General features: G+C 62.5%; 18 protein-coding genes. 15 read left to right on the top strand and 3 right to left on the bottom strand.

Annotation, left to right across the window (positions count from 1 at the left end; all coding sequences use genetic code 11):
* The first annotated feature begins 18 nt into the window (after positions 1–18).
* The 8 genes from bamA (at position 19) to AC6CIE_RS08315 (ending at position 8,032) form a co-directional block, all read left to right on the top strand.
* Positions 19–2,355, top strand: coding sequence for an outer membrane protein assembly factor BamA (gene bamA, locus AC6CIE_RS08350; protein WP_175121927.1), 2,337 nt, complete (start codon positions 19–21; stop codon positions 2,353–2,355).
* Positions 2,356–2,464: 109 nt separating this feature from the next.
* Positions 2,465–3,025 (top strand): OmpH/Skp family outer membrane protein, encoded by a 561-nt coding sequence (locus tag AC6CIE_RS08345; RefSeq protein WP_175121926.1) that lies wholly within the window; start codon positions 2,465–2,467, stop codon positions 3,023–3,025.
* A gap of 18 nt (positions 3,026–3,043) precedes the next feature.
* Positions 3,044–4,141, top strand: a complete 1,098-nt coding sequence (gene lpxD, locus AC6CIE_RS08340) for a UDP-3-O-(3-hydroxymyristoyl)glucosamine N-acyltransferase (RefSeq protein WP_175139166.1) — start codon at positions 3,044–3,046, stop codon at positions 4,139–4,141.
* 67 nt (positions 4,142–4,208) lie between these two features.
* Positions 4,209–4,664 carry a 3-hydroxyacyl-ACP dehydratase FabZ gene (gene fabZ / locus AC6CIE_RS08335; RefSeq protein WP_006385190.1) on the top strand — a complete coding sequence of 152 codons (456 nt, stop codon included), beginning with the start codon at positions 4,209–4,211 and terminating at the stop codon, positions 4,662–4,664.
* Positions 4,665–5,459 carry an acyl-ACP--UDP-N-acetylglucosamine O-acyltransferase gene (lpxA, locus tag AC6CIE_RS08330; protein WP_175121924.1) on the top strand — a complete coding sequence of 265 codons (795 nt, stop codon included), beginning with the start codon at positions 4,665–4,667 and terminating at the stop codon, positions 5,457–5,459. It begins immediately after the preceding gene.
* Positions 5,456–6,652, top strand: coding sequence for a lipid-A-disaccharide synthase (lpxB, locus tag AC6CIE_RS08325; protein ID WP_498091964.1), 1,197 nt, complete (start codon positions 5,456–5,458; stop codon positions 6,650–6,652). Before lpxA ends, lpxB begins: the two co-directional genes overlap by 4 nt.
* Positions 6,639–7,247, top strand: a complete 609-nt coding sequence (rnhB, locus tag AC6CIE_RS08320) for a ribonuclease HII (protein ID WP_498091962.1) — start codon at positions 6,639–6,641, stop codon at positions 7,245–7,247. Before lpxB ends, rnhB begins: the two co-directional genes overlap by 14 nt.
* Positions 7,244–8,032 (top strand): TrmH family RNA methyltransferase, encoded by a 789-nt coding sequence (locus AC6CIE_RS08315; RefSeq protein WP_175139170.1) that lies wholly within the window; start codon positions 7,244–7,246, stop codon positions 8,030–8,032. Before rnhB ends, AC6CIE_RS08315 begins: the two co-directional genes overlap by 4 nt.
* Positions 8,033–8,095: 63 nt before the next feature.
* Here AC6CIE_RS08315 and ppsR read toward each other — a convergent pair whose 3' ends face one another.
* Entirely contained in the window at positions 8,096–8,923 is an 828-nt protein-coding gene (gene ppsR / locus AC6CIE_RS08310; RefSeq protein WP_175121920.1) for a posphoenolpyruvate synthetase regulatory kinase/phosphorylase PpsR, read from the bottom strand.
* Positions 8,924–9,138: 215 nt separating this feature from the next.
* Here ppsR and ppsA point away from each other — a divergent pair, with 215 nt between their 5' ends.
* From ppsA to AC6CIE_RS08285, 5 genes are all read left to right on the top strand, one after another.
* Entirely contained in the window at positions 9,139–11,505 is a 2,367-nt protein-coding gene (gene ppsA / locus AC6CIE_RS08305) for a phosphoenolpyruvate synthase (RefSeq protein ID WP_498091960.1), read from the top strand.
* 268 nt (positions 11,506–11,773) lie between these two features.
* Positions 11,774–13,924, top strand: a complete 2,151-nt coding sequence (locus AC6CIE_RS08300) for a type VI secretion system Vgr family protein (protein ID WP_498091959.1) — start codon at positions 11,774–11,776, stop codon at positions 13,922–13,924.
* A gap of 7 nt (positions 13,925–13,931) precedes the next feature.
* A complete protein-coding gene (locus AC6CIE_RS08295) occupies positions 13,932–14,804 on the top strand; it encodes a DUF4123 domain-containing protein (protein WP_498091957.1) in 873 nt (290 codons plus the stop codon).
* On the top strand, positions 14,717–17,413 hold the full coding sequence (locus AC6CIE_RS08290) for a T6SS effector BTH_I2691 family protein (RefSeq protein ID WP_498091956.1): 2,697 nt from the start codon (positions 14,717–14,719) through the stop codon (positions 17,411–17,413). The genes AC6CIE_RS08295 and AC6CIE_RS08290 overlap by 88 nt, the downstream gene beginning before the upstream one ends.
* Complete coding sequence (locus AC6CIE_RS08285; protein WP_498091954.1) at positions 17,413–18,408, top strand: DUF6708 domain-containing protein; 996 nt, start codon at positions 17,413–17,415, stop codon at positions 18,406–18,408. Before AC6CIE_RS08290 ends, AC6CIE_RS08285 begins: the two co-directional genes overlap by 1 nt.
* Before the next feature lie 59 nt (positions 18,409–18,467).
* Here the strand turns inward: AC6CIE_RS08285 and AC6CIE_RS08280 are convergent, their stop codons facing one another.
* Together AC6CIE_RS08280 and AC6CIE_RS08275 are read right to left on the bottom strand one after the other, a co-directional pair.
* Positions 18,468–19,313, bottom strand: a complete 846-nt coding sequence (locus AC6CIE_RS08280) for a bifunctional transcriptional activator/DNA repair enzyme AdaA (protein WP_367351990.1) — start codon at positions 19,311–19,313, stop codon at positions 18,468–18,470.
* 136 nt (positions 19,314–19,449) lie between these two features.
* Complete coding sequence (locus AC6CIE_RS08275) at positions 19,450–20,190, bottom strand: glutamine amidotransferase (RefSeq protein ID WP_498091952.1); 741 nt, start codon at positions 20,188–20,190, stop codon at positions 19,450–19,452.
* Positions 20,191–20,360: 170 nt separating this feature from the next.
* Between AC6CIE_RS08275 and AC6CIE_RS08270 the strand changes: the two genes are divergently transcribed.
* Positions 20,361–20,792, top strand: a complete 432-nt coding sequence (locus tag AC6CIE_RS08270) for an NfeD family protein (RefSeq protein ID WP_175139175.1) — start codon at positions 20,361–20,363, stop codon at positions 20,790–20,792.
* A gap of 96 nt (positions 20,793–20,888) precedes the next feature.
* Positions 20,889–21,815: an SPFH domain-containing protein gene (locus AC6CIE_RS08265; protein WP_008167745.1), complete on the top strand. Its 927-nt coding sequence runs from the start codon at positions 20,889–20,891 to the stop codon at positions 21,813–21,815.
* The last annotated feature ends 19 nt before the right edge of the window (positions 21,816–21,834 follow it).

Here is a 21,834-nt window from a genome sequence, read left to right as displayed (position 1 = left end):
GACCGAGGATACTCAAGGATGTCTTTTCGCCGGATGTTTCAACACAAAAAGGGTGTACTGCCGGGTCTCGTTGCCGCCGCATTGATGTTGCCGGCCTTGGCCCACGCCTTCGAACCCTTTGTCGTGCGGGATATCCGCGTAGAGGGTATTCAACGAACCGATGCCGGCACCGTCTTTGGTTATCTTCCCGTCAAAGTCGGCGAGAAATTCACCGAAGAAGAAGCCACCGAAGCCATTCGCCGCTTGTATGGCACGGGCTTTTTCACCGACGTTCAGATCCAGACGGACAATAATGTCGTCGTCGTGGTCGTCCAGGAACGTCCGACCATCGCCTCCGTTAATTTCAACGGCATGCGCGAGTTCGACTCCAAGGCGATCACCACGTCGCTCGCCCAGGTCGGTTTTGCGGAAGGCCGCATTTTCGACCGCTCCATGCTCGAGCGCGCTGAATACGAACTGAAACAGCAGTATCTGTCCAAGGGCAAGTACGGCGTCGAAGTCACCTCCACCGTCACGCCGCTGCCGCGCAATCGCGTCGGCGTCAGTTTCGATGTGTTCGAGGGCTCGGTCGCCCGCATCCAGGAGATTCGTTTCGTCGGCAATAAAGCCTTCTCCGAAAGCGATCTGCTGGACGAATTCAAGCTCACCACCCCAGGCTGGCTGACCTGGTACACGGATACCGACAAATACTCGCGCGAAAAGCTCGAGGGCGACCTCGAACGCCTGCGCTCGTTCTACCTGGATCAGGGTTACCTTGAGTTCTCGGTCGAGCCGCCGCAAGTCACCATTTCGCCGGACCGCAAGGATATCCGCATCACGATCACCGTCCATGAAGGCGAGCCCTACAAGGTGCGCAGCGTAAAGCTGGCGGGCAACCTGCTGGGCCTGGACAAGGAAATCAACGACCTGGTGCAGATCAAGGCTGGCGAGACCTTCTCGGCCGCCAAGACCAACGATTCCGCCAAGGCGATCACCGACTACCTGGGTGAACTGGGCTACGCGTTCGCCAACGTCAACCCGAACCCGCAGCTCGACCGCGCCAAGCACGAAGCCGACCTGACCTTCTACGTTGATCCGAGCCGCCGCGTCTATGTGCGCCGCATCCAGATCGGCGGCAACACCCGTACCCGCGACGAAGTCGTGCGCCGCGAAATGCGCCAGCAGGAAGCCGCCTGGTACGACGCCGCCGACATCAAGACTTCGCGCGACCGCGTCGACCGCCTGGGCTACTTCAGCGACGTCAACGTCAAGACCGATCCGGTCCCGGGCTCGCCCGACCAGGTCGACGTCAACGTCGACGTGAAGGAAAAGCCCACCGGCATGATCAACCTGGGCGTGGGCTACGGCTCGTCCGAAAAGGCGATTCTGTCGGCTGGCATCAGCGAAGACAACGTCTTCGGCAGCGGCACCAACCTCACGCTGCAACTGAACACCAGCAAGACGAACCGCGCGGTGGTGCTGTCGCACACCGATCCGTACTGGACCAAGGACGGCATCAGCCGCACCACGTCCGCGTACTACCGCGTGACCGAGCCCTGGAACAACAACGACGGTGACTACCGCGTCAAGGCCATGGGCCTCGGCATGAACTTCGGTATCCCGATCTCGGAGTATGACCGCGTCTTCCTGGGCGCCAACTTCGAACGCAACCAGATCGACCTGTACAACAACTCGCCGGCGGCCTACGAGCACTTCGTCGACCAGTATGGCGATTCGACCAATTCGGTGATTTTCAGCGCCGGCTGGTCCAAGGACACGCGTGACAGCGCGCTGGCGCCGACCAAGGGTTCGTACACGCGCCTGAAGGCCGACCTGTCGACCGTCGACCTGCAATACACCATGCTGACGGCGCAGCAGCAGTACTACGTGCCGCTGGGCGGCTCGTACACGCTGGCGCTCAACGGCATGGTTGATTGGGGCCGGAGCTACGGCAGCAACGATTACCCGGTCATCAAGAACGTCTATGCCGGCGGTATCGGCACCGTCCGCGGCTATGAAGGCTCGTCGCTGGGTCCGCGCGACGTCAAGACGGGCGACTACCTGGGCGGCACGCGCCGCATCGTGGCAAACGCGCAGCTCTACCTGCCGTTCCCGGGCGCGTCCAAGGACCGCACGTTGCGTTGGTTCATTTTCAGCGACGCCGGTCAGGTGTCGGCAGGCAGCGGCCTCTCCTGCACGGGCGGCCGGGACAATACCGAGGTCGAAGATCCGTGCGGCTGGCGTTTCTCGGCGGGCGTGGGCCTGTCCTGGCAATCGCCGATGGGTCCGCTGCAGTTGTCTTATGCGCGGCCGCTCAATTCCAAGCCGGGCGACGACAAGCAAAGCTTCCAGTTCCAGATCGGGACCGGATTCTAAGCGAGGCGTTACTCTTGAAAACAAGGGCAGGGCCCACCGGCCCAGCGTCCTTGCTGTTTAGTGGCACAATACACACTTTGGCTTTGCCTTACTGGAAGGTGAGATTTTCATGATGTCTGATTTCGCACTTAAATCATCGAAGACGCTGGGCGCGAAGCGCCGTGGCAAGCTGGGCGGCTCCATTGCCCTGGTGGGTGCGCTCATTCTCGGTTCGGCTGCCGCGATCCCCGCCCAAGCGCAAAACACCAAGATCGGTTTCGTCAATACCGAACGCATCCTGCGCGAATCGGGTCCGGCCAAGACTGCCCAGAGCAAGATCGAAGCCGAATTCAAGAAGCGCGACGACGAACTCCAACGCCTGAACAACAGCCTGCGCTCGCAAGCCGAGAAGTTCGACAAGGACGCGCCCGTCCTGTCTGAATCCGACCGCGTCAAGCGCCAGCGCGAACTGGCCAACCTGGACACCGACCTGCAGCGCAAGCGCCGCGAATTCCAGGAAGACTTCAACCGCCGCCGCAACGAAGAATTCTCGGGCATCGTGTCCAAGGCCAATGACGCCATCAAGCGTATCGCCGAACAGGAAAACTACGACCTGATCATCCAGGACGCAGTGACGGTCAACCCCCGCATCGACATCACCGACAAGGTGATTCAGAGCCTGGGCAAGTAAAGCGATACCCGTCTAGTCATGCCGGTTTTACTGGATCTTGCCCGCGCGCCGACACTCGAAGCAATGTTGAGCGCCGCCAATACCCAGGGTATGGACTGGCGTATCAGTGCGGTTCCCGGCGCAGACCCCATGCGGGTCTGCGGCATCGGGACCCTGTCTTCGGCCGGTCCTCAGGAAATCTCTTTCCTGTCCAACCCCCGCTATCAAAGCCAGCTTGGCGCAACCGGAGCAGGGGCGGTCATCGTCTCTCCCGACGTCGCCGAGGCGCTTGAGGCCCAGGGCACCGACCGGCCACCGTTCGCATTGGTCGTCTGCAAGCATCCCTATCTGCTTTACGCGCGCGTCGCGCAGTGGTTTGACACTGCCCGCAGACCCGCCTTGCCCGCAGATACGCATCCCTCCGCCGTGGTCGCGCCAGACGCCATCATCGAAGAGGGTGTGCGCGTCGGCCCCAATTGCGTCGTCGAAGCTGGCGTGCGCATCGGGCGCGGCACGGTGCTGGGTCCGGGTTGCGTCATCGGCGCTGGTTCGTCCATCGGTCCCGACGGCCGGCTGCATGCCAACGTCACGCTGTACGAAGGTGTGAAGATCGGCGCCCGGGTCATCCTGCATAGCGGATCGGTGCTTGGCGCCGACGGCTTCGGCTTTGCGCCGGATCCTTCGCTGGGCAAGGGCGCCTGGGGCAAGATTCCGCAGTTTGGCGGCGTGTCCCTTGGCGACGACGTCGAAATCGGCGCCAACACAACCGTCGATCGAGGCGCACTCGAAGACACCGTTCTGGCTGACGGCGTGAAGCTCGACAACCAGATCATGATCGGCCACAACTGCCGCATCGGCGCGCATACCGCGATGGCGGCGTGCGTCGGGGTGGCAGGCTCCACGACCATCGGCGAGCGCTGCACCATCGGTGGCGCCGCGATGCTTTCGGGCCATCTGGTGCTGGGCGACGACGTGCATATCTCGGGCGGCACGGCTGTGACGTCCAATATTTCCAAGCCTGGCCGCTATACCGGGGTCTTCCCGTACGCGGAGCATGGCGAATGGCAGCGCAACGCCGCCGTGATACAACAGTTGGCGCAATTGCGCCGCCGTTTGCGCACGCTGGAAAAGGACTAGGGCGCGTTCGCCGCCCTGGCGCGCGCGCGCCGCCACCTTATTTAATTTCGCAGGAACGCAGAGAAAAATGGAACTCGACATCAAGGGGATCATGGAGAGGCTGCCGCATCGCTACCCGATGCTGCTGATTGACCGTGTTGTGGAAATGGTGCCTGGCAAGTCCATCGTCGCCATCAAGAACGTCTCGATCAACGAGCCGTTTTTCAACGGTCACTTTCCTCACCATCCGGTGATGCCGGGCGTGCTCATCGTTGAAGCCATGGCCCAGGCCTCAGCGCTGTTCTCCTTCACGGACGAGAACGGCGGCCTCAAGTGCGAAGGCGCCAAGACCGCCTATTACCTGGTCGGCATCGATGGCGCGCGCTTCCGCCGTCCCGTCGTTCCGGGCGACCAACTGCGTATCGAGGTTGAAGCTGAACGCCTGAGCCGCAGCATCTGTAAGTATCAAGCACGCGCGACCGTCGATGGCCAGGAAGTGGCGTCGGCCAAGCTGATGTGCGCGATTCGCAGCCTGGAAGAGTAAATGGCAGGAAACATCCATCCCACCGCTGTTGTCGATCCGGCGGCAAAAATCGACCCGACCGCGGTCATCGGCCCGTTCGCAGTGGTGGGGCCCGATGTGACCGTCGGTGCGGGGACCGAAATCGGCCCGTACTGCATGATCGACGGCGTGACCACCATCGGTCGCGACAACCGGTTCTACCGGTACTGCTCCATCGGCGGCATGCCGCAGGACAAGAAGTACGCGGGCGAGCCCACCCGGCTGACCATCGGCGACCGCAACACGGTCCGCGAATTTGTCACGCTGAACACCGGCACCACGCAAGACGGCGGCGAAACGACGTTGGGCGACGATAACTGGATCATGGCCTACGTTCACGTGGCCCATGACTGCCACATCGGCAGCCACACGATCCTGGCCAACTCGGTGCAGCTTGGCGGCCACGTGCACGTGGGCGACTGGGCAATCATCGGCGGCCTGACCGGCGTGCACCAGTTCTCGCGCGTGGGCGCGCACACCATGACGGGCGGCAACAGCTCGCTTATGCAGGACACCCCGCCGTTCGTCCTGGCCGCCGGCAACCCGTGCCGTCCGGTGGGCGTAAACGTCGAAGGCCTGAAGCGTCGCGGTTTTTCCGCCACCTCCATTTCGGCCCTGCGCGAAGCCTACAAGATCATCTACCGCCGGGGCCTGTCCCTGGACGCGGCACGCGCCGAATTGCGCGACCGCCAGCAGGCCATCCCCGAAGCTGCGGAACACCTGCAGACGTTGCTGGACTTCCTGGACGTCGCCTCCCGCGGCATCATCCGCCCATGAGCACCCGGATCGGCATGGTGGCCGGCGAGCCTTCGGGCGACCTGCTGGCCGGGCGCATCATTGCCGGTCTGCAAGCGCGCGACAACGGCGTGCGTTGCGAGGGTATCGGCGGGCCGCAGATGCAGGCCCGTGATTTTGAAGCCTGGCACCCGATGCACGCGCTGACCGTGTTCGGTTACGTGGACGCGCTCAAGCGCCTGCCCAGCCTGCTGGCCACCTACCGCGACGTCAAACGCCGCTGGCTGGCCGAGCCGCCCGCTGTGTTCGTCGGCATCGACGCGCCCGATTTCAACCTGCGCCTTGAGCATCAGTTGCGGCAGGCGGGTACGCCGACGGTGCATTTCGTTGGGCCCTCGATCTGGGCGTGGCGCTACGAACGCATTCACAAGATCCGCGAATCGGTATCGCACATGCTGGTGCTGTTTCCGTTCGAGGAAGAGATCTACCGCAAAGAAGGCATTCCGGTTACGTACGTGGGCCATCCGCTGGCCGGCGCCGTGCCGATGCAGCCTGACCGCGCCGCCGCCCGCGAACGCCTGGGTATCGACCAGAACGCCCGCGTGCTGGCGATCCTGCCCGGCAGCCGGTCGTCCGAGATCCGCCTGCTGGCGCCGCGCTTCCTGCAGGCCGCCCAGCAACTGCTGAAGAAAGATCCGGCCTTGCAGTGCATCGTGCCCATGGTCAATGACCAGCGGCGGGCAGAATTCCTTGAAATGCTGGCGCAGCATCCGGTGCCCGGCCTGCGCTGCGTCACCGCGCAGGACCTGCACGGCGAGGGCGGCGACCGTAAGGCGCCGGTGGCCTGGTCCGTCATGGAAGCCGCCACGGCGGTCCTCGTCGCCAGCGGCACCGCTACGCTCGAGACGGCGCTGTTCAAGCGGCCCATGGTCATTTCCTACGTGTTGTCGCCGTGGATGCGGCGCATCATGGCCTGGAAGTCCGGCCAGCAGCGCCCGTACCTGCCGTGGGTGGGTCTGCCCAACGTGCTGCTGCGTGACTTTGTTGTCCCTGAGCTTTTGCAGGACGACGCGACGCCCGATAAACTGGCCGAAGCGACTTGGCAGGCGTTGACCGACGACGCGCTCATCGCACGCGTGGAGGCGCGCTTTACCGCCATGCACCAAGACCTGTTGCGCGATACGCCGGCGCTGGCCGCGCAGGCGATCCTGGAGGTGGCCGATGGAGCAGCCTGAGCTTTTCGTGGCGCCCGAGCAGCCTGCGTTGCTGACCGCAGGCGTTGACGAGGCTGGCCGCGGCCCACTGGCAGGCGAGGTCTACGCGGCCGCCGTCATTCTTGATCCGTCACGATTCATCGACGGGCTGGCCGATTCCAAGGTCCTGACCGCGGTCCGCCGCGAAGAACTGGCCCTGCAGATCAAGGAACGGGCGCTTGCCTGGTGCATCGCCAGCGCCACCGTCGCCGAAATCGACAGCCTGAATATCCTGCGCGCCACCATGCTGGCCATGCAGCGCGCCGTTCAAGGCCTGGCCACCATGCCGCAACTGGCCCTGGTGGACGGCAATCAGGCGCCCAAGCTGCGCTGTACCGTGCAAACCGTCATCAAGGGCGACGCGCTTGTACCTGCCATCTCGGCTGCCTCCATTCTTGCCAAGACCGCTCGCGACGCGGACCTGCTGCGCCTGCATACGTTGTATCCGCAGTACGCGTTCGATCAGCACAAGGGCTATGGCACGGCGCTGCATCTGCAACGGCTGCGCGAGCACGGCCCGTGCGCCGAACACCGGCGCAGCTTTGCTCCCATCAAGGCTTTCGGCCTGGTTTCATGAAGCACATCAGTTCCCGGGACAACCCGGCGGTCAAGGCGCTGGTCAAGCTGGCCGGCACGGCCGGTAAGCGCGGCGCACCCGTGCTGCTGGACGGTGTTCATCTGTGTCAGGCCTGGCTGCAACATTACGGCCCGCCGGATCGGGCGATCTTCGACGCGGACCGCCTGTCCCAGCCCGATATCGCCGCGCTTGCCGCGGCCGTGCCGGACAACGTCAGCCTCGCGCTGGACGCGCGGCTGATGCACGCCGTGGCCGCGGTGGAAAGCGGGCAGGGCGTTGCCTTCCTGGTCACGCCGCCCGTTCCGGCGCTGCCTGCGCAGGTCGATGAAACCTGCGTCCTGTTTGACCGTATCCAGGATCCCGGCAACGTGGGTACGCTGTTGCGCACGTCCGCCGCAGCGGGCATCAAGCGCGTGTTCCTGGCAACAGGGACGGCGGCGGCGTGGTCGCCCAAGGTGCTGCGCAGTGGCCAAGGCGCGCACTTTGCCCTCGAGATCCACGAGCACGCCGACCTGGAGGCTCTGCTGCCCCGCCTGCGCGTGCCGCTGGTGGCGACCGCCCTGGACGGCTCGCGCGATCTTTTCGCGGACCGCCTGCCTGAACAGTGCGCATGGATTTTTGGCCACGAAGGCCAGGGCGTGGCGCCGGCGCTGCTGGCGGCCGCCAGCCTGAAGGTACGCATTCCGCATGACGCCGCGGCCGTGGAGTCGCTGAACGTCGGCGCCGCCGCGGCGATCTGCCTGTTCGAGCAGCGCCGGCAGAGCAGCGCGCGCCTTCGCCGCTGAGCCGGCGCGAGGCGCGCCGCCTTTCGCCCCACTGAAGGGCTGGCTTTGGCCAGCCCCTCTGCCTTATCCCCGATCCAGTCCAACTTCCTGCAGCACCGTGGTGGCGATCTCTTCGATCGACTTCGTGGTGCTGGACAGCCAGGAAATGCCCTCGCGACGCATCATGCGTTCGGCTTCCGCCACTTCGTAGCGGCATTGTTCCAGTTGGGCGTAGCGGCTGTTGGGGCGGCGTTCGTTGCGGACTTCCGCCAGGCGTTCCGGCTGGATCGACAGGCCGAACAGCTTGGCGCGGTGCGGCGCAATGGTGGAGGGCAGGGTGCCGCGTTCGAAGTCGTCCGGCGTCAACGGGAAGTTGGCGGCCTTGATGGCGTACTGCATGGCCAGATACAGGCTGGTGGGCGTCTTGCCGCAGCGCGAGACCCCGACCAGGATCACGTCGGCCTGATCGAGCTGGTTCACGAACTGGCCGTCGTCATGCGCCAGGCTGAAGTTGATGGCGTCGATCCGGTTCCGGTATTTTTCCGAGTTGGCCTGCATATGCGACCGGCCGATGGAATGGCTGGACTTCAACCCCAGCGCCTGCTCGATGTGGCTGACGAACGTGCCGAACAGATCCAGGAAAATTCCGTTCGCCTGTCGAACGCGGGCCAGGATTTCCGGGTTGACCAGGGTGCTGAAAACGATGGGCGGGACACCAGCGTCCTGGGCGCTCCGGTCGATCCGCATGGCGACTTCCGCAGCCTTTTCCAGCGTGTCCACGAAGGGCAGCCGGATGGGCTTGAAATTGACCTCTTCGAACTGCGAAAGCACGGACTGGCTGAACGTTTCCGCGGTGATGCCGGTACTGTCGGAAACGATGTATACCGTGCGTACGATAGGGGTAGATGTCATGTGTAAAAAATTCCAACCAGGCAGATGGCCGGACGTACTCCACCGAGTACAATCAGGCCCCTATAAGTCACCCCAAGGGCGGTCCAAGGCCAGTTTGGTCAGCGTCTGAAATCGGCTCTGTGAAGGCCGGAAAACGCGGTTTTTCCGGCATCAAAAACAGCACGATTCAGCCATTGACCAAACTCGCTTTCATTCCATTGTAAAAGGTGACTTCAATGTCGTATGTTGTTTTGTTCGAGCAGCTCCGCATGACGGACGTGGACTCGGTAGGAGGCAAGAACGCATCTCTTGGCGAAATGATCAGCCAGCTGTCTGGCGCGGGTGTCCGCGTGCCGGGCGGCTTTGCCACGACCGCTGACGCCTTCCGCGACTTCCTGAAGGCCTCCGGCCTGGACAAGCGGATCGCCGAACGCCTGACCACGCTGAATCCCGAAGACGTGCGCGAACTGGCCACCGCCGGCGCGCAGATTCGCCAATGGATCGTCGACGCGCCGTTCTCGCCCGAGTTCGAATCGCAGATCCGCGAAGCCTTTGCCAAGCTCGATGCTGACGGCAAGGGCTCGTTTGCCGTGCGCTCCTCCGCCACGGCCGAAGACCTGCCCGACGCCTCGTTCGCCGGCCAGCAGGAAACCTTCCTGAACGTCGTGGGCATCGATGACGTGCTGGACAAGATCCGCCACGTGTTCGCGTCGCTGTACAACGACCGCGCCATTTCCTATCGCGTGCACAAGGGCTACGCCCACGCCGACGTCGCCTTGTCGGCCGGCATCCAGCGCATGGTGCGTTCCGACAAGGGCAGCGCCGGCGTCATGTTCACCATCGACACCGAATCGGGCTTCCAGGACGTCGTGTTCATCACGTCCTCGTATGGTCTGGGCGAAACCGTCGTGCAGGGCGCCGTCAACCCCGACGAGTTCTACGTCTTCAAGCCCACGCTGGAACAGGGCCACTATCCCATCGTCGGCCGCCGTATCGGCTCCAAGCTGATCAAGATGGAATTCGATCCCGAGCGCCCCGAAGGTCGTGCCGTGCGCACGGTGGATGTGCCGGTGTCCGAGCGCAACCGCTACTCGCTGACCGACGACGAGGTCAACGAACTGGCCCGCTACGCCGTCATCATCGAAAAGCACTACCAGCGTCCGATGGACATCGAGTGGGGCCGCGACGGCATCGACGGCAAGATCTACATCCTGCAGGCGCGTCCGGAAACCGTGAAGTCGCAGCAGGGCGTCAATGACGTGCAGCAGCGCTTCCGCCTGAAGGCGACCGGCCAGGTCCTGATCACCGGCCGTGCCATCGGCCAGAAGATCGGTTCGGGTCCGGTGCGCGTGGTGGGCGACATCTCCGACATGGACAAGGTCCAGCCGGGCGACGTCCTGGTCACCGACATGACGGATCCCAACTGGGAGCCCGTGATGAAGCGCGCCTCGGCCATCGTGACGAACCGCGGCGGCCGCACGTGCCACGCCGCGATCATCGCGCGTGAGCTGGGCATTCCGGCGGTGGTGGGCTGCGGCAACGCGACCGACCTGCTCAAGGAAGGCCAGGCCGTGACCGTGTCGTGCGCCGAAGGCGACGAAGGCCGCATCTATGACGGCCTGATCGAAACCGAGGTCGAGGAAGTGCGCCGCGGCGACATGCCCGCCATCGATCTGAAGATCATGATGAACGTGGGCAACCCCCAACTGGCGTTCGACTTCGCCCAGATTCCGAACGGCGGCGTCGGCCTGGCTCGCCTGGAATTCATCATCAACAACAACATCGGCATCCACCCGAAGGCGGTCCTGGACTACCCGAACGTGGACGGCGAGCTGAAGAAGGCCGTGGAATCGGCCGCCCGCGGCCATGCCAGCCCGCGCGCCTTCTTCGTCGAGAAGATGGCTGAAGGCGTGGCGACCATCGCCGCCGCCTTCTATCCCAAGCCGGTCATCGTGCGCATGTCGGACTTCAAGTCCAACGAGTACCGCAAGCTGGTCGGCGGCTCGCGCTACGAGCCCGAGGAAGAGAACCCCATGCTGGGCTTCCGCGGCGCGTCGCGCTACATCGCCGAAGACTTCGCCGAGTGCTTCCGCATGGAATGCGAAGCGCTCAAGAAGGTGCGCGATGAAATGGGCCTGACGAACGTCGAAATCATGGTGCCGTTCGTGCGCACGCTGGGTCAGGCCGAGAAGGTCGTGAACCTGCTTGCGAAGCACGGCCTGGCGCGCGGCGAAAACGGCCTGAAGCTGATCATGATGTGCGAGGTTCCGTCCAACGCCATTTTGGCCGACGAATTCCTGCAGTACTTCGATGGCTTCTCCATCGGCTCGAACGACATGACCCAGCTCACGCTGGGCCTGGACCGCGACTCGGGCATGGAACTCTTGGCCGCCGACTTCGACGAGCGCGACGAAGCTGTCAAGTTCATGCTGCGCCGTGCAATCAAGGCTTGCCTGGCCGCCAAGAAGTACGTGGGTATCTGCGGCCAAGGCCCCAGCGACCATCCGGACTTCGCGCAGTGGCTGAAGGACGAAGGCATCCTGTCGATGTCGCTGAATCCGGACACCGTTGTCGATACGTGGCAGCGTCTGGCCAAGAACTGATTGGCCGGTTGAAGGGAAAGCCCCGCGTCCTTATGGGACGCGGGGCTTTTTTTATACGGCGTGGGAATGGGGCGCAGCCGCGCTAATGGAAAAGTGCTCGTCGAGCCTCGGCGACGAATGCTCTCTTCAGATGCCCCCGATCAAAGTAAGAGTCTTCTGATATCTATAGATTGGATCGTGTGACGTAATGGACCCCGTATTCCATTCGCGTCCATTGCGAAATTCTTCATTTGCAGCGGACGCGTTTCCATAGGCGGACCGCGCGCTCATGGCAAGTGCGAAAGGTCTGTCGCTGCGGGAGCACGTCATTCCTACCCAATCCGATCTGCGGTTCACTTTCACCATTGGCGACGAGTCATTTGAAGTCGTCGAATTTACGCTGCAGGAAGGGTTGTCCGAGACCTTCCTGCTGGAAGTGGACCTGGCCAGCGCCAATTCCGCCATCGATTTCGGCGTAGTGCTGGACCGCGCCGCGTTGCTTACGATCTGGCGCGGCTCCAAGCCCGTGCGCTACGTGCACGGCGCGGTCTCGTCGTTCGTCCAGGGAGACACGGGCTTTCGGCGCACGCGCTATTCCGCCATCGTCGAGCCGCGCCTCGCGCGTCTGAAGCTAAGTTCCGACTGGCGCATCTTCCAGTCGCAAAGCGTCCCGCAGATCGCTGAGGCGGTGCTCAAGGCGCATGGCCTCAACCAGGATTACGAGCAGCGCCGCACCACCGAACACCAGGCGCGCGAGTACTGCGTGCAGGCCGGCGACACCGACTATCACTTCGTCGAGCGCATCATGCGCGACGAAGGCTTTTTCTACTCCTTCCGCCATACCGCCGAGGGCCATAAGCTGATCCACAGCGACCGCCTGTTCATCCATGGCCGCGTCGGTGATGAACCGGTTCAGTACAACCCCACGCCCGGCGGCAACCAGCCGCGGCCAGCGCTGCGCCGCTTCTCGTACACCGAGAACGTGCGCACCGCGCGCCAGACCCAGCGCGACTACACCTTTCACCATCCGCGCTACACCCACCAGCACAGCCGCGATGGCCGAGATCTGGACCATCAAGGCCGCCGTTACGAGCGCTACGACTATCCCGCTCGGGCCAAGTTCGACGAAGCCGGCAAGCCCTTCGCCGAGAACCGTCTGCGCGGCCATCGCCGCGATTCGCGCGTCGCCTTCGTTGAAGGCGATGACCCGCGGCTCCAGCCAGGCATTTCATTCACCCTCGCCGATCATCCGCGCGAAGACCTGAACCGCGGCTGGCGTCCGGTACGCATTGTCCACCGGGGCATCCAACACACGAGTCAGGCCGAGGAAAGCGCACAAGCCCAGATGGGTACGCACTACAGCTACGAAGCCGAACTGGTCCCGGACGACGCCGAGTGGCGGGCAGAACCACTACGCAGGCCCCGCATCGATGGCCCGCAGAACGCCATGGTGGTCGGCCCGCCCAATGAAGAGATCTATACCGATGAGTACGGCCGGGTGAAGGTCCAGTTCCCGTGGGATCGGCTCGGCAAGGAGGACGAACGCAGCTCCTGCTGGATCCGCGTTTCACAGGACATCGCCGGCGCGACCTGGGGGCACATGGCCATCCCGCGCATTGGGCAGGATGTCATCGTCTCTTACTTCGATGGGGATCCGGACCAGCCTGTGATCACCGGCCGCGCCTATAACCGCCTGCAATTGCCGCCCTACGAACTGCCGCGACATAAGACGCGGATGACGATCAAGAGCAAGACCCACAAGGGCGAGGGGTACAACGAACTGCGTTTTGAATATGAGAAGGACCAGGAAGAAATCTACGTCCATGCGCAGAAGGACCAGAACATCCACGTCAACAACGACGAGTCGACGTTCGTGGGCCATGACCGCAGCGAGCAGGTCGAGAACGATGAAACCATCATCATCGGCCACGACCGCATGGAGACGGTGGGCAACGACGAACAGGTCAACATCGGCCAGGACCGGCGGCATGACATAGGGCGGGATGACTGTTTGACCGTGGGGCGCAATCACATCGTCCACACCGCCAAGGACCGCACCGAGGAAGTGGGCAACCACCGCCGCGACAAGACCGCAGCGAATCATTGGGTGAGTATAGGCGGACACCAGGAGCATACGGTCGAGGGGCACTCGGAACTGCAGGCGGGGCAGGCGATCCGGCAGCGCACGAAGGTTTTTGAGAGCCAAGCGGCAGAGAGCCTGACTATCAAGGGGCCGGGGGGAACCATCCGAATCGACGCGTCAGGTATCACGCTTGATGGGGTCGCCATTCTGATCGAGGGTCCGATGAATCAAAAGCCCGGTGGCGGCACGAACTCTATCTCCGTCAACGGCACGCCGGAACCCGGCGAACCCGTTTGTGTGGGATGCCTGCTGAAAGCCATCGCAGAAGGCCGCAGCGTCGTGCGGTTCGGTGGATAGGCCACACATGAATCCATTTTCTGAAAGCGTTGTAAACGAACTGCGCCAGCTCCCCGATCATGGGCTGACAGCCATCATCGAAATGGCTCGCATGAAGGCTGATGTCCGAAGGCACCTGATGGAGCGATTCTCCGGTTGGCCGCTACTGCAGCAGCGAGAGTTGGAGAATCTCCGCGAGATTGGCCCATGGTTGTTCACGCCTTCCGCCCAGAACAACCTGCAAGGACAGTACGACTTTCTCTGCGACGTTGCTGGCATTGCCGGAGACGCAGTTTGCGTCTGGCTGACCAGTGCCATGTCGCCGCCTCAGTTGGCCGAGCACCTTGGCCATGCCACGACAGCGAAGGGCCCGGATGGCGCTACTTATTTGCTGCGCTTTCACACGGAATTGGCCTTTCCCGTGCTTCATGCGCGCCAGGATCTCCCGGGAATCTCGGACTGGCTGGCGCCGGTCCGATCATGGTGGCTGGTATTTCCCCACCGAGAGCGCAAGGCCTGGAAACACTTTACAGGTCACGGTTCGACCAAGCCGTATCGCACGCCAGTTATTCAATTGGACGAGTCATGCTGGGAGGCGCTTGCGGGCGACCCGCTCACGTACCGTCTGGCGGACCAGCTTCGGGCGCCGCTTGAAGAGAAGGGCGACCGCGAAAACTGCCATGGCACCCGGCTTGGACTCGTACATGACTTGTTAGCTCAAGCGGATCGCATCGGTCTGAGCCGACAGAGCGACCGAATCGACTACGTGACCTTGATGGCGTTGCAAGGCAAGGCGCTCGAAGGTTCTCCGGCATGGAACGACGCATTGCACGAGGCGAAAGCGCTGCGAGAACCCCTGGCGCAGGCGCTGCAAGTGCGCATGCGCAGAGAAAATGGTTGAGGACGTCAATGTTCGATTGGAACGACACCTTTAATGCGTGTGCAGAGAATCGCACGCTTCTCGATGGAATCTTGAATCGCGGGGCGGAGGTAACTTGCACTCGCACCTTCACGATACTTCCGCTACGGTATTGCGCCGTGGGAGGTAGCCCCGAACGGCGCAAACTCCTTCCGTCCTTGCCCGAGCATTTGAATAAGCCACGCAGAGTGGGCAGTCTGAGCGAATCAACTTACGCCATACGCCCGCTGCGTCAGGGATTCCTGTACGTCCTTGTGCAGCGCGTGAGCGCGGGGACCTATGAATGGCACAGCCAGTACCGGGTATCGGAAGCCGGAACCCTCGCCTATATGAATGCCGACGAGCCGTGGGAGCCGAAACCCGCCGCGGGGCAGGGCATCATGGATGCATACACCGGCTGGAAGTGGATGTTCAAAGTCCATGACGTAGACGACATCAAGGATCTTCGCCTGCTCTTTAGCCCATGCCCTTTGACCAAGGAAACGCTGCGCAGATATCGCTCGCTCCCGGCAAGCAGGGATAAGTTGGTCTCGGTGGATATCGCCAAACTTGCGTCGCTGCCTCCCGAAGAAATGGATTGTGTCCGCTCGCAAGACGGCGTGCTGACTTTTGATCAGCTTGATTGCGTTGCCGACTTCGCGGCTGTAAACCAGCCCAGATTGAGTACGCTGCTCAAAACGCAGGCGTTCAATATTCTTGCGCCACCGCTGCAGGCGACCCAGGCTGAAATGCGGCCCACGGCCGCGCACAATCGGTTCCGTGGTGCGGCCATCGTCGTAGAGGACGCTCTCGGCATTACTCAGGAACTGAACGCCTGGCGCAATGCGAGTGTCGACGCACTCGATGCATTCATGGCGTACGAGGACAACGAAAAGCTTACCAACCATCGCAAGTTCACGATCGCTTTCGGCATTGAAAACATCAGGAAACTGGTAGAGGACGAAGCCGAGAAACTCTATTACAAGGAGCAGCAGAACTACGGCGTGCGTTACTCGGATCGCGGGTACGAGATGAGCAACAACCACATGACTTTGCAATCGCGGGGTGATTTCATCAACTTTCGCAATCCGCAGCATCAACGGCAAGTTCAGGAAGCCGCCGCCAAGGAGCGCCGTGCCAAAAGTTGGAGTAAGTACGCCGACTACATCGATGAGGAAATGCGTCAGGATTTCCTGAAGCGCTATCGGGAAGAAGTCGATAAGGCGGACGCGGCCAAAGACGCGCGGGCCTCGGACCACCTTCTCTGGCTGCAGAGCGAACCGCTTCTCGCCGCGCTCGATACATTTGACCGCAACGATACCGAGCAGGCCTTGCTATTTGAAGACCAAATGGGAAAGGCTATCGCCGGCATGAATGCCACGGCGGTTGGCGAGGAACTGCTTGATCGCTGGCGCAAAGCGGGGATATCCAGAGAAAACCTGTTCTGGCGGTCGTTGGCGCATAACCAGGAGAGCATGGAAAGCGAAGTGAATCGACTTTTCGGCGAGCGCGAGACGCTGAAATCCGTCGACCCCGTCGCGTTGCAGAACCGACTAAAGAAGCTGGCGGATCTTTACGAAAAGAGCCACGCCATGCTCGATTCGATGGCAGATGCCTCAACGGGCGGAGGTCCACCGTCCGGCTACTTGGTCGGCGGTGCGATGCTGATCAACACACTAGGCAACTCAATGTTCCAAGGCAAGACTGCTGCCGCCATTGTGGACGCCTCATTCAACAAGCTGGCGGCGTCAGTGCTGCTCGCGCGCCTGGGTCGATACGCGCAGCATTATCGCCTCGAATTGCGGAACGGCAAGGAACTGAGCCGAGGGTCAATGGTACGCATGGGCCGCTCCGCCAGTCGTCAGTTCGAGGAGGCCCTGCGGACGGGAGCAAAAGGTCCAATGACTGAAATCCGCATTGGAAGCACTCTGGTCTTCTTGGAAATGTGGAACCTGTACAACAGACTGACGGCGGAAAACAAGCGAAGCAAGGAGTATGTGGAGATTGTCGCGGCGCTGGTGGCGCTAACTGCAACGGGTTTCGAAGTGGGGGCGGGCGCGGTGAGCTTTGCGGAGAAAAGTGGCAGCGCTGCTGTGCAGCAAGGTGCCAAGGTATTCCGCAGTGGCCTTCGCTTGACGGCGGGGATCTTGGCTGGCGCAGCTTCGCTAGTCGGGGCAACCTATGACTTCCAAGACTTCAATAAAAATTTCGTCTTCAGAAGATTCTCGATAGCTGGCTTTTACTTTTTGCGGGCTAGCGCCCAGCTAGGTGCAGCCACACTGTCCGTTGCGGTCGGGATGGGTGCGGCGGGCGCTTACTTGGAGCATTTATCGCGAAGGTATGGAACCAGTCGAATGTTAGGGCGTGCGCTCAACGCGGGCTCCAGGCTGTCAACAGCCCTGGCTGGCCGGATGGTCTTGATGCTCCGCATATTCCTGAGCGTGAATCTCGCGATCTTGGCTTTTGCTGCGGTTGAAATATATATCCTTCCTGATGCTCTGGAACTATTTCTGGATCACTGCTCGTTTCGTAAAAACCGCCGCAACGGTCCAGTGGCGACAGAAGAAATGGAGATCGAACTCATGCAACGTTCAGTGAAGGCAGTGTACTGATGTATTTATTGGAGCGCGGTTTTCAGTGGTCGCGAAATTTGATGAGCTACGAGGAAGCGACTGAAGAATTGGGCAAGCAACAACGCCAGCCGGGGCAGGCAGAAATTCATGCTCCCGAAGGTGTTGGCGAGTGTGTTTGCAGCGACGTCTACGACAATGAGTCGGTATATGCCTTGACCGACTCGGCTATGGATCTTCGCACGCCAAACGATGAGAAGAGAGGAGTAATCACCGCATTTTTAGGATGGATTTATGGGTTTCTGATCTACGCGTGCTTGCGTACCGTGATCGTGTCCGTGGACTACATCCGTCAAGGTCATGGCTACTATGATGATTTGCCACTGGATGGTGAGGATTACTTTTTCCTGATACTTTTTCCGGTGCTCTGGTTTGCGGTCCTATGTATTTTCTTAAAATACACATTACGGTATTTTCGGTTGGAAGCCCTCACCGCTCGTCGCATCATCGTTCGTTTCAACCGAGCTACCCGCAAGGTTTACTTGCTACGCCCCGAGCATCTAGGCGGCATCCGTATCATGGATTGGGATAAGACCGAGGTACTTATGGACAAAGGCATGAGCGAACTGGAGGGCACCGGAGGTTTTGTCATTCTGGTTTGGGATCGGGGCGATGGTGTGGATTTGCAGGGAACTCCTACCGATAACATCGAAGTCACTTTCGTGGGTAAACCTACTCGCAATGCCAGCGAGCTCGTCGCGTTTTGGGAGTACATCCGCCGCTACATGGAGGACGGCCCCGCTGCCGCGCCTGCGCCGAAAAGGCTTATCAACAAGTTCCCCTGGCCCTGGCTTTCGTTCAAGGCGGCCTGGGGCTTGGACACTCAGTTCCTGCGCCACAGCCGCTTATGGGTGTTTGTCGTAGCGAACCTATTGATGTTGCCCGCTATCTTGATCCATGCTGCCGGCCACTGGCTTTCGCTGCTGCTGTGCTATGAGCCCAGATTTCCCCGCGACATCGAAGAGGCGGGACGATAATCCCGAAGCTGCTTTTAGCGCACCGAGGGGTCTGGGGCCCAGATCAGGCCGCGCACAGATCAGGCGGCCCGCGCTTCGCGGGCAATGAGTTCGCGCTTGCGGTCAATGCCCCAGCGGTAGCCCGCCAGCGATCCGTCCGTGCGCACCACGCGGTGGCAGGGGATGGCCAGCGCGATGTTGTTGGTGGCGCAGGCGCGGGCGACGGCGCGTACAGCGGCGGGTGCGCCGATGCGTTCGGCCACTTCGGAGTAGGTGGCGGTTTCGCCGAGCGGGATCTCGCACAGCGCCTCCCAGACCTTGCGCTGGAATGCCGTGCCGCGCACGTCCAGCGGCAGGTCCAGGCCGCGCGAAGGATCTTCGACAAAGCCGACCACGTCCGCCACCCAGCTTTCGAACCGGGGGTCGGCGCCGATCAGTTTCGCGGCGTGGAAGCGGTCCTGCAGATTCTGGACCAATCGGTCCGGGTCCTCGTCCAGCGCGATTTCGCAGATGCCGGTGCTGCTGGCGGCCACCAGCAGTGCGCCCAGCGAGCACTGCGCCACCGCGAACCGGATGTCCACGCCTTCGCCGTTCTTGCGGAACGCGGTGGGCGTCATGCCCAGGATGGCGGGGGCGGCTTCGTAGAAGCGTCCGCTTGAATTGAAGCCGGCGTCGTACATGGCGTCGGTGACGCTGGCGCTGTCTTCCAGGCGCTGGCGGGCGCGGCTGGCCCGCAGGGCGTTGGCATATGCCTTGGGCGTGATGCCCGTGGCGGCCTTGAAAATGCGGTGGAAATGGAAGCGGCTCATGCCGGCCTGTTCGGCCAGCGCCGACAGATCGGGCGGCTGGTCGGCTTCCAGGGCGCGGCAGGCGCGCTCCACGGCGGCGGCGTGCTGTTTGCTCAAGGGGGCGGCGGCGGGGCTCATAAGGGACTCCTGGCTCTTGCGTGATTTCGTACGCTTGGCGCTATGGTCTCAAGGCTGGCCGGCCTGCGCACTCCGCTTGTTGCGGCTGTCGCCGCCGGCGGTCTCCGCATTGCCGGCGGAGCCGCGGGCGCAGGCGTCAGGCGCCGGGCGCGTAGGTTTCCAGGAACCGGCGCAGCAGGCCGGCCGCCACGGGCGTCGCGCGCACGTTGGCGGACAGCCCCGGCACGTCGAGGTTTTCGGCTGCGTAGCGGCGGCCATAGCGTTCAAGGTGGGCCCGGATGAAGTCCGGGCCGAACTCGGGGTGGAATTGGGTGGAAAAGACGTTGCGGCCGATGCGGATCATCTGGTGCTCGTCCAGGTCCGAGCGCGCCAGCACGGCCGCGCCCGCGGGCAGCTGCAGTACGGTCTGCGCGTGGAGCATCTGGGCGGGGAAGGTGGTCGGCACGCCGGCCATGAGCTGATCGCCGCCGGCCGTCGGCAGCAATTCGACCGTCTGGGTGCCGACTTCGCGGCCGGCGGGGTTGTAGCCGACCTTGCCGCCGAACGCGTGCGCCAGCAATTGATGGCCGTAGCAGACGCCAAACATGGGCAGGCCGGCTTCCAGGGCCTCGCGCAGCCAGGCGGCGGTGTCTTCGCTCCAGGGTTCCTTGTCGGAGACCATGGCGGGCGAACCGGTAATCAAAGCGGCGCGGTAGCTGGAGGGCGCCTGCGGACGCTGGCCTTCGTAGACCGTGACGATGTCGACGGCGCTGGGGGTCAGTCCGGCCGCCTGCACGATTTGTTCGGCATAGCCGCCGAACTGGCTTTTGAGCGTGTCGTCCGGATCGCCGGTATGCAGGATCAGGACGGGGAGAGCAGAAGAAGTTGCAGCGGTCATAAAAGCGTGTGGGTGAATAAGGGCGGCGCGAAGGTCCCGCGACCCGGCGCGCCAGGGGCACATCATAATCCAGCGAAAATGTTCCCGTCGGCGCACGGCAATTCCCGCTCCGTCCCGGAAATACGTACAATCCGCTCAGATACTCATCCTTACAGACGATTCTCGAGACTATGTGGATTTGGCTGGGATTGGCCGCGCTGGCCCTCATTGGTGAGCTGGCGACAGGAACCTTCTATTTGCTGCTCGTGGCCTTGGGTCTGGCCGCCGGCGGTATTGCCGCCTGGCTGAATGCGGGCCTGCAATGGGAGCTGGTGGCGTGCGGCGTCGTGCTGCTGCTGGGACTTCTGGTGCTGCGCAAAACCCGGGTGCTGAAAAAGCGCGAGGTCAACTCCGCCCGCAACGCAGACGTCATTCTGGACATAGGCCAGACTGTCACGGTCGAGGCCTGGTCCGACAGCGGGTCGACGCGCGTCTGGTACCGCGGCGCACATTGGCAGGCTGAACTGGCCAAGGGACATGCCGCCCAGCCCGGCGAACACACCATTACTGAATTGCGCGGCTCGATTCTCGTGCTTACTCCCAAGCGCGGCGGCTCGACATAGCAGAACGCGCCCGCGCAGCGCCGCGGGCAAACGCTGGAACCCTGGCCGGCATGGCGGGGCAGGCCAGCGCACCCACTCGAAAAGAGGCTTCACACCATGATCGATACTTCAACCATCGTGCTGCTCGTCATCGTTGCTCTGGCAATCCTGATCGTCGTCAAGGCGATCGCCATCGTGCCGCAGCAGCATGCCTGGGTGGTCGAACGGCTGGGCAAGTTTGACCGCGTCCTGTCGCCGGGCGCCGGATTCGTGATTCCCTTTATCGAACGCGTGGCCTACAAGCATTCGCTGAAGGAAATTCCGCTGGACGTGCCCAGCCAGGTCTGCATCACGCGCGACAATACGCAGCTTCAGGTCGACGGCGTGCTGTACTTCCAGGTCACCGACCCGATGCGCGCGTCGTACGGTTCGTCCAACTACATTTCGGCGATCACGCAGCTGGCCCAGACGACCCTGCGCTCGGTCATCGGCAAGATGGAACTGGACCGCACCTTTGAAGAGCGCGATTCCATCAACAGCAACATCGTGTCTTCGCTGGACGAGGCGGCGCTGAACTGGGGTGTGAAGGTGCTGCGCTACGAAATCAAGGACCTGACGCCGCCCAATGAAATCCTGCGCTCGATGCAGGCACAGATCACCGCCGAACGCGAGAAGCGCGCGCTGATCGCCGCCTCCGAAGGCCGCCGTCAGGAACAGATCAACATCGCCACCGGCGAACGTGAAGCCGCCATTGCGCGTTCCGAGGGCGAGAAGCAGGCGCAGATCAACCAGGCGCAGGGCGAGGCCGCCGCGGTGTTGGCGATCGCCGAAGCCACCGCCAAGGCCATCACGCAGGTTGCCGATGCCGTGCGCCAGCCGGGCGGCATGGAAGCCGTGAACCTGAAGGTCGCCGAGCGTTACGTCGAGGCGTTCGGCAACGTGGCCAAGGAAGGCAACACGCTCATCCTGCCGGCCAACCTGTCCGACGTCGGCGGCATGATCGCCTCCGCCATGACCATCGTGAAGTCCACGCGCAACACCTGATACCGCGCCTTGCGGCGCG

Source organism: Achromobacter sp. GQ309 (assembly GCF_059759315.1).
The sequence above is the reverse complement of the archived record's forward strand: the minus strand, read 5'-3'. Positions and strand labels throughout refer to the sequence as shown.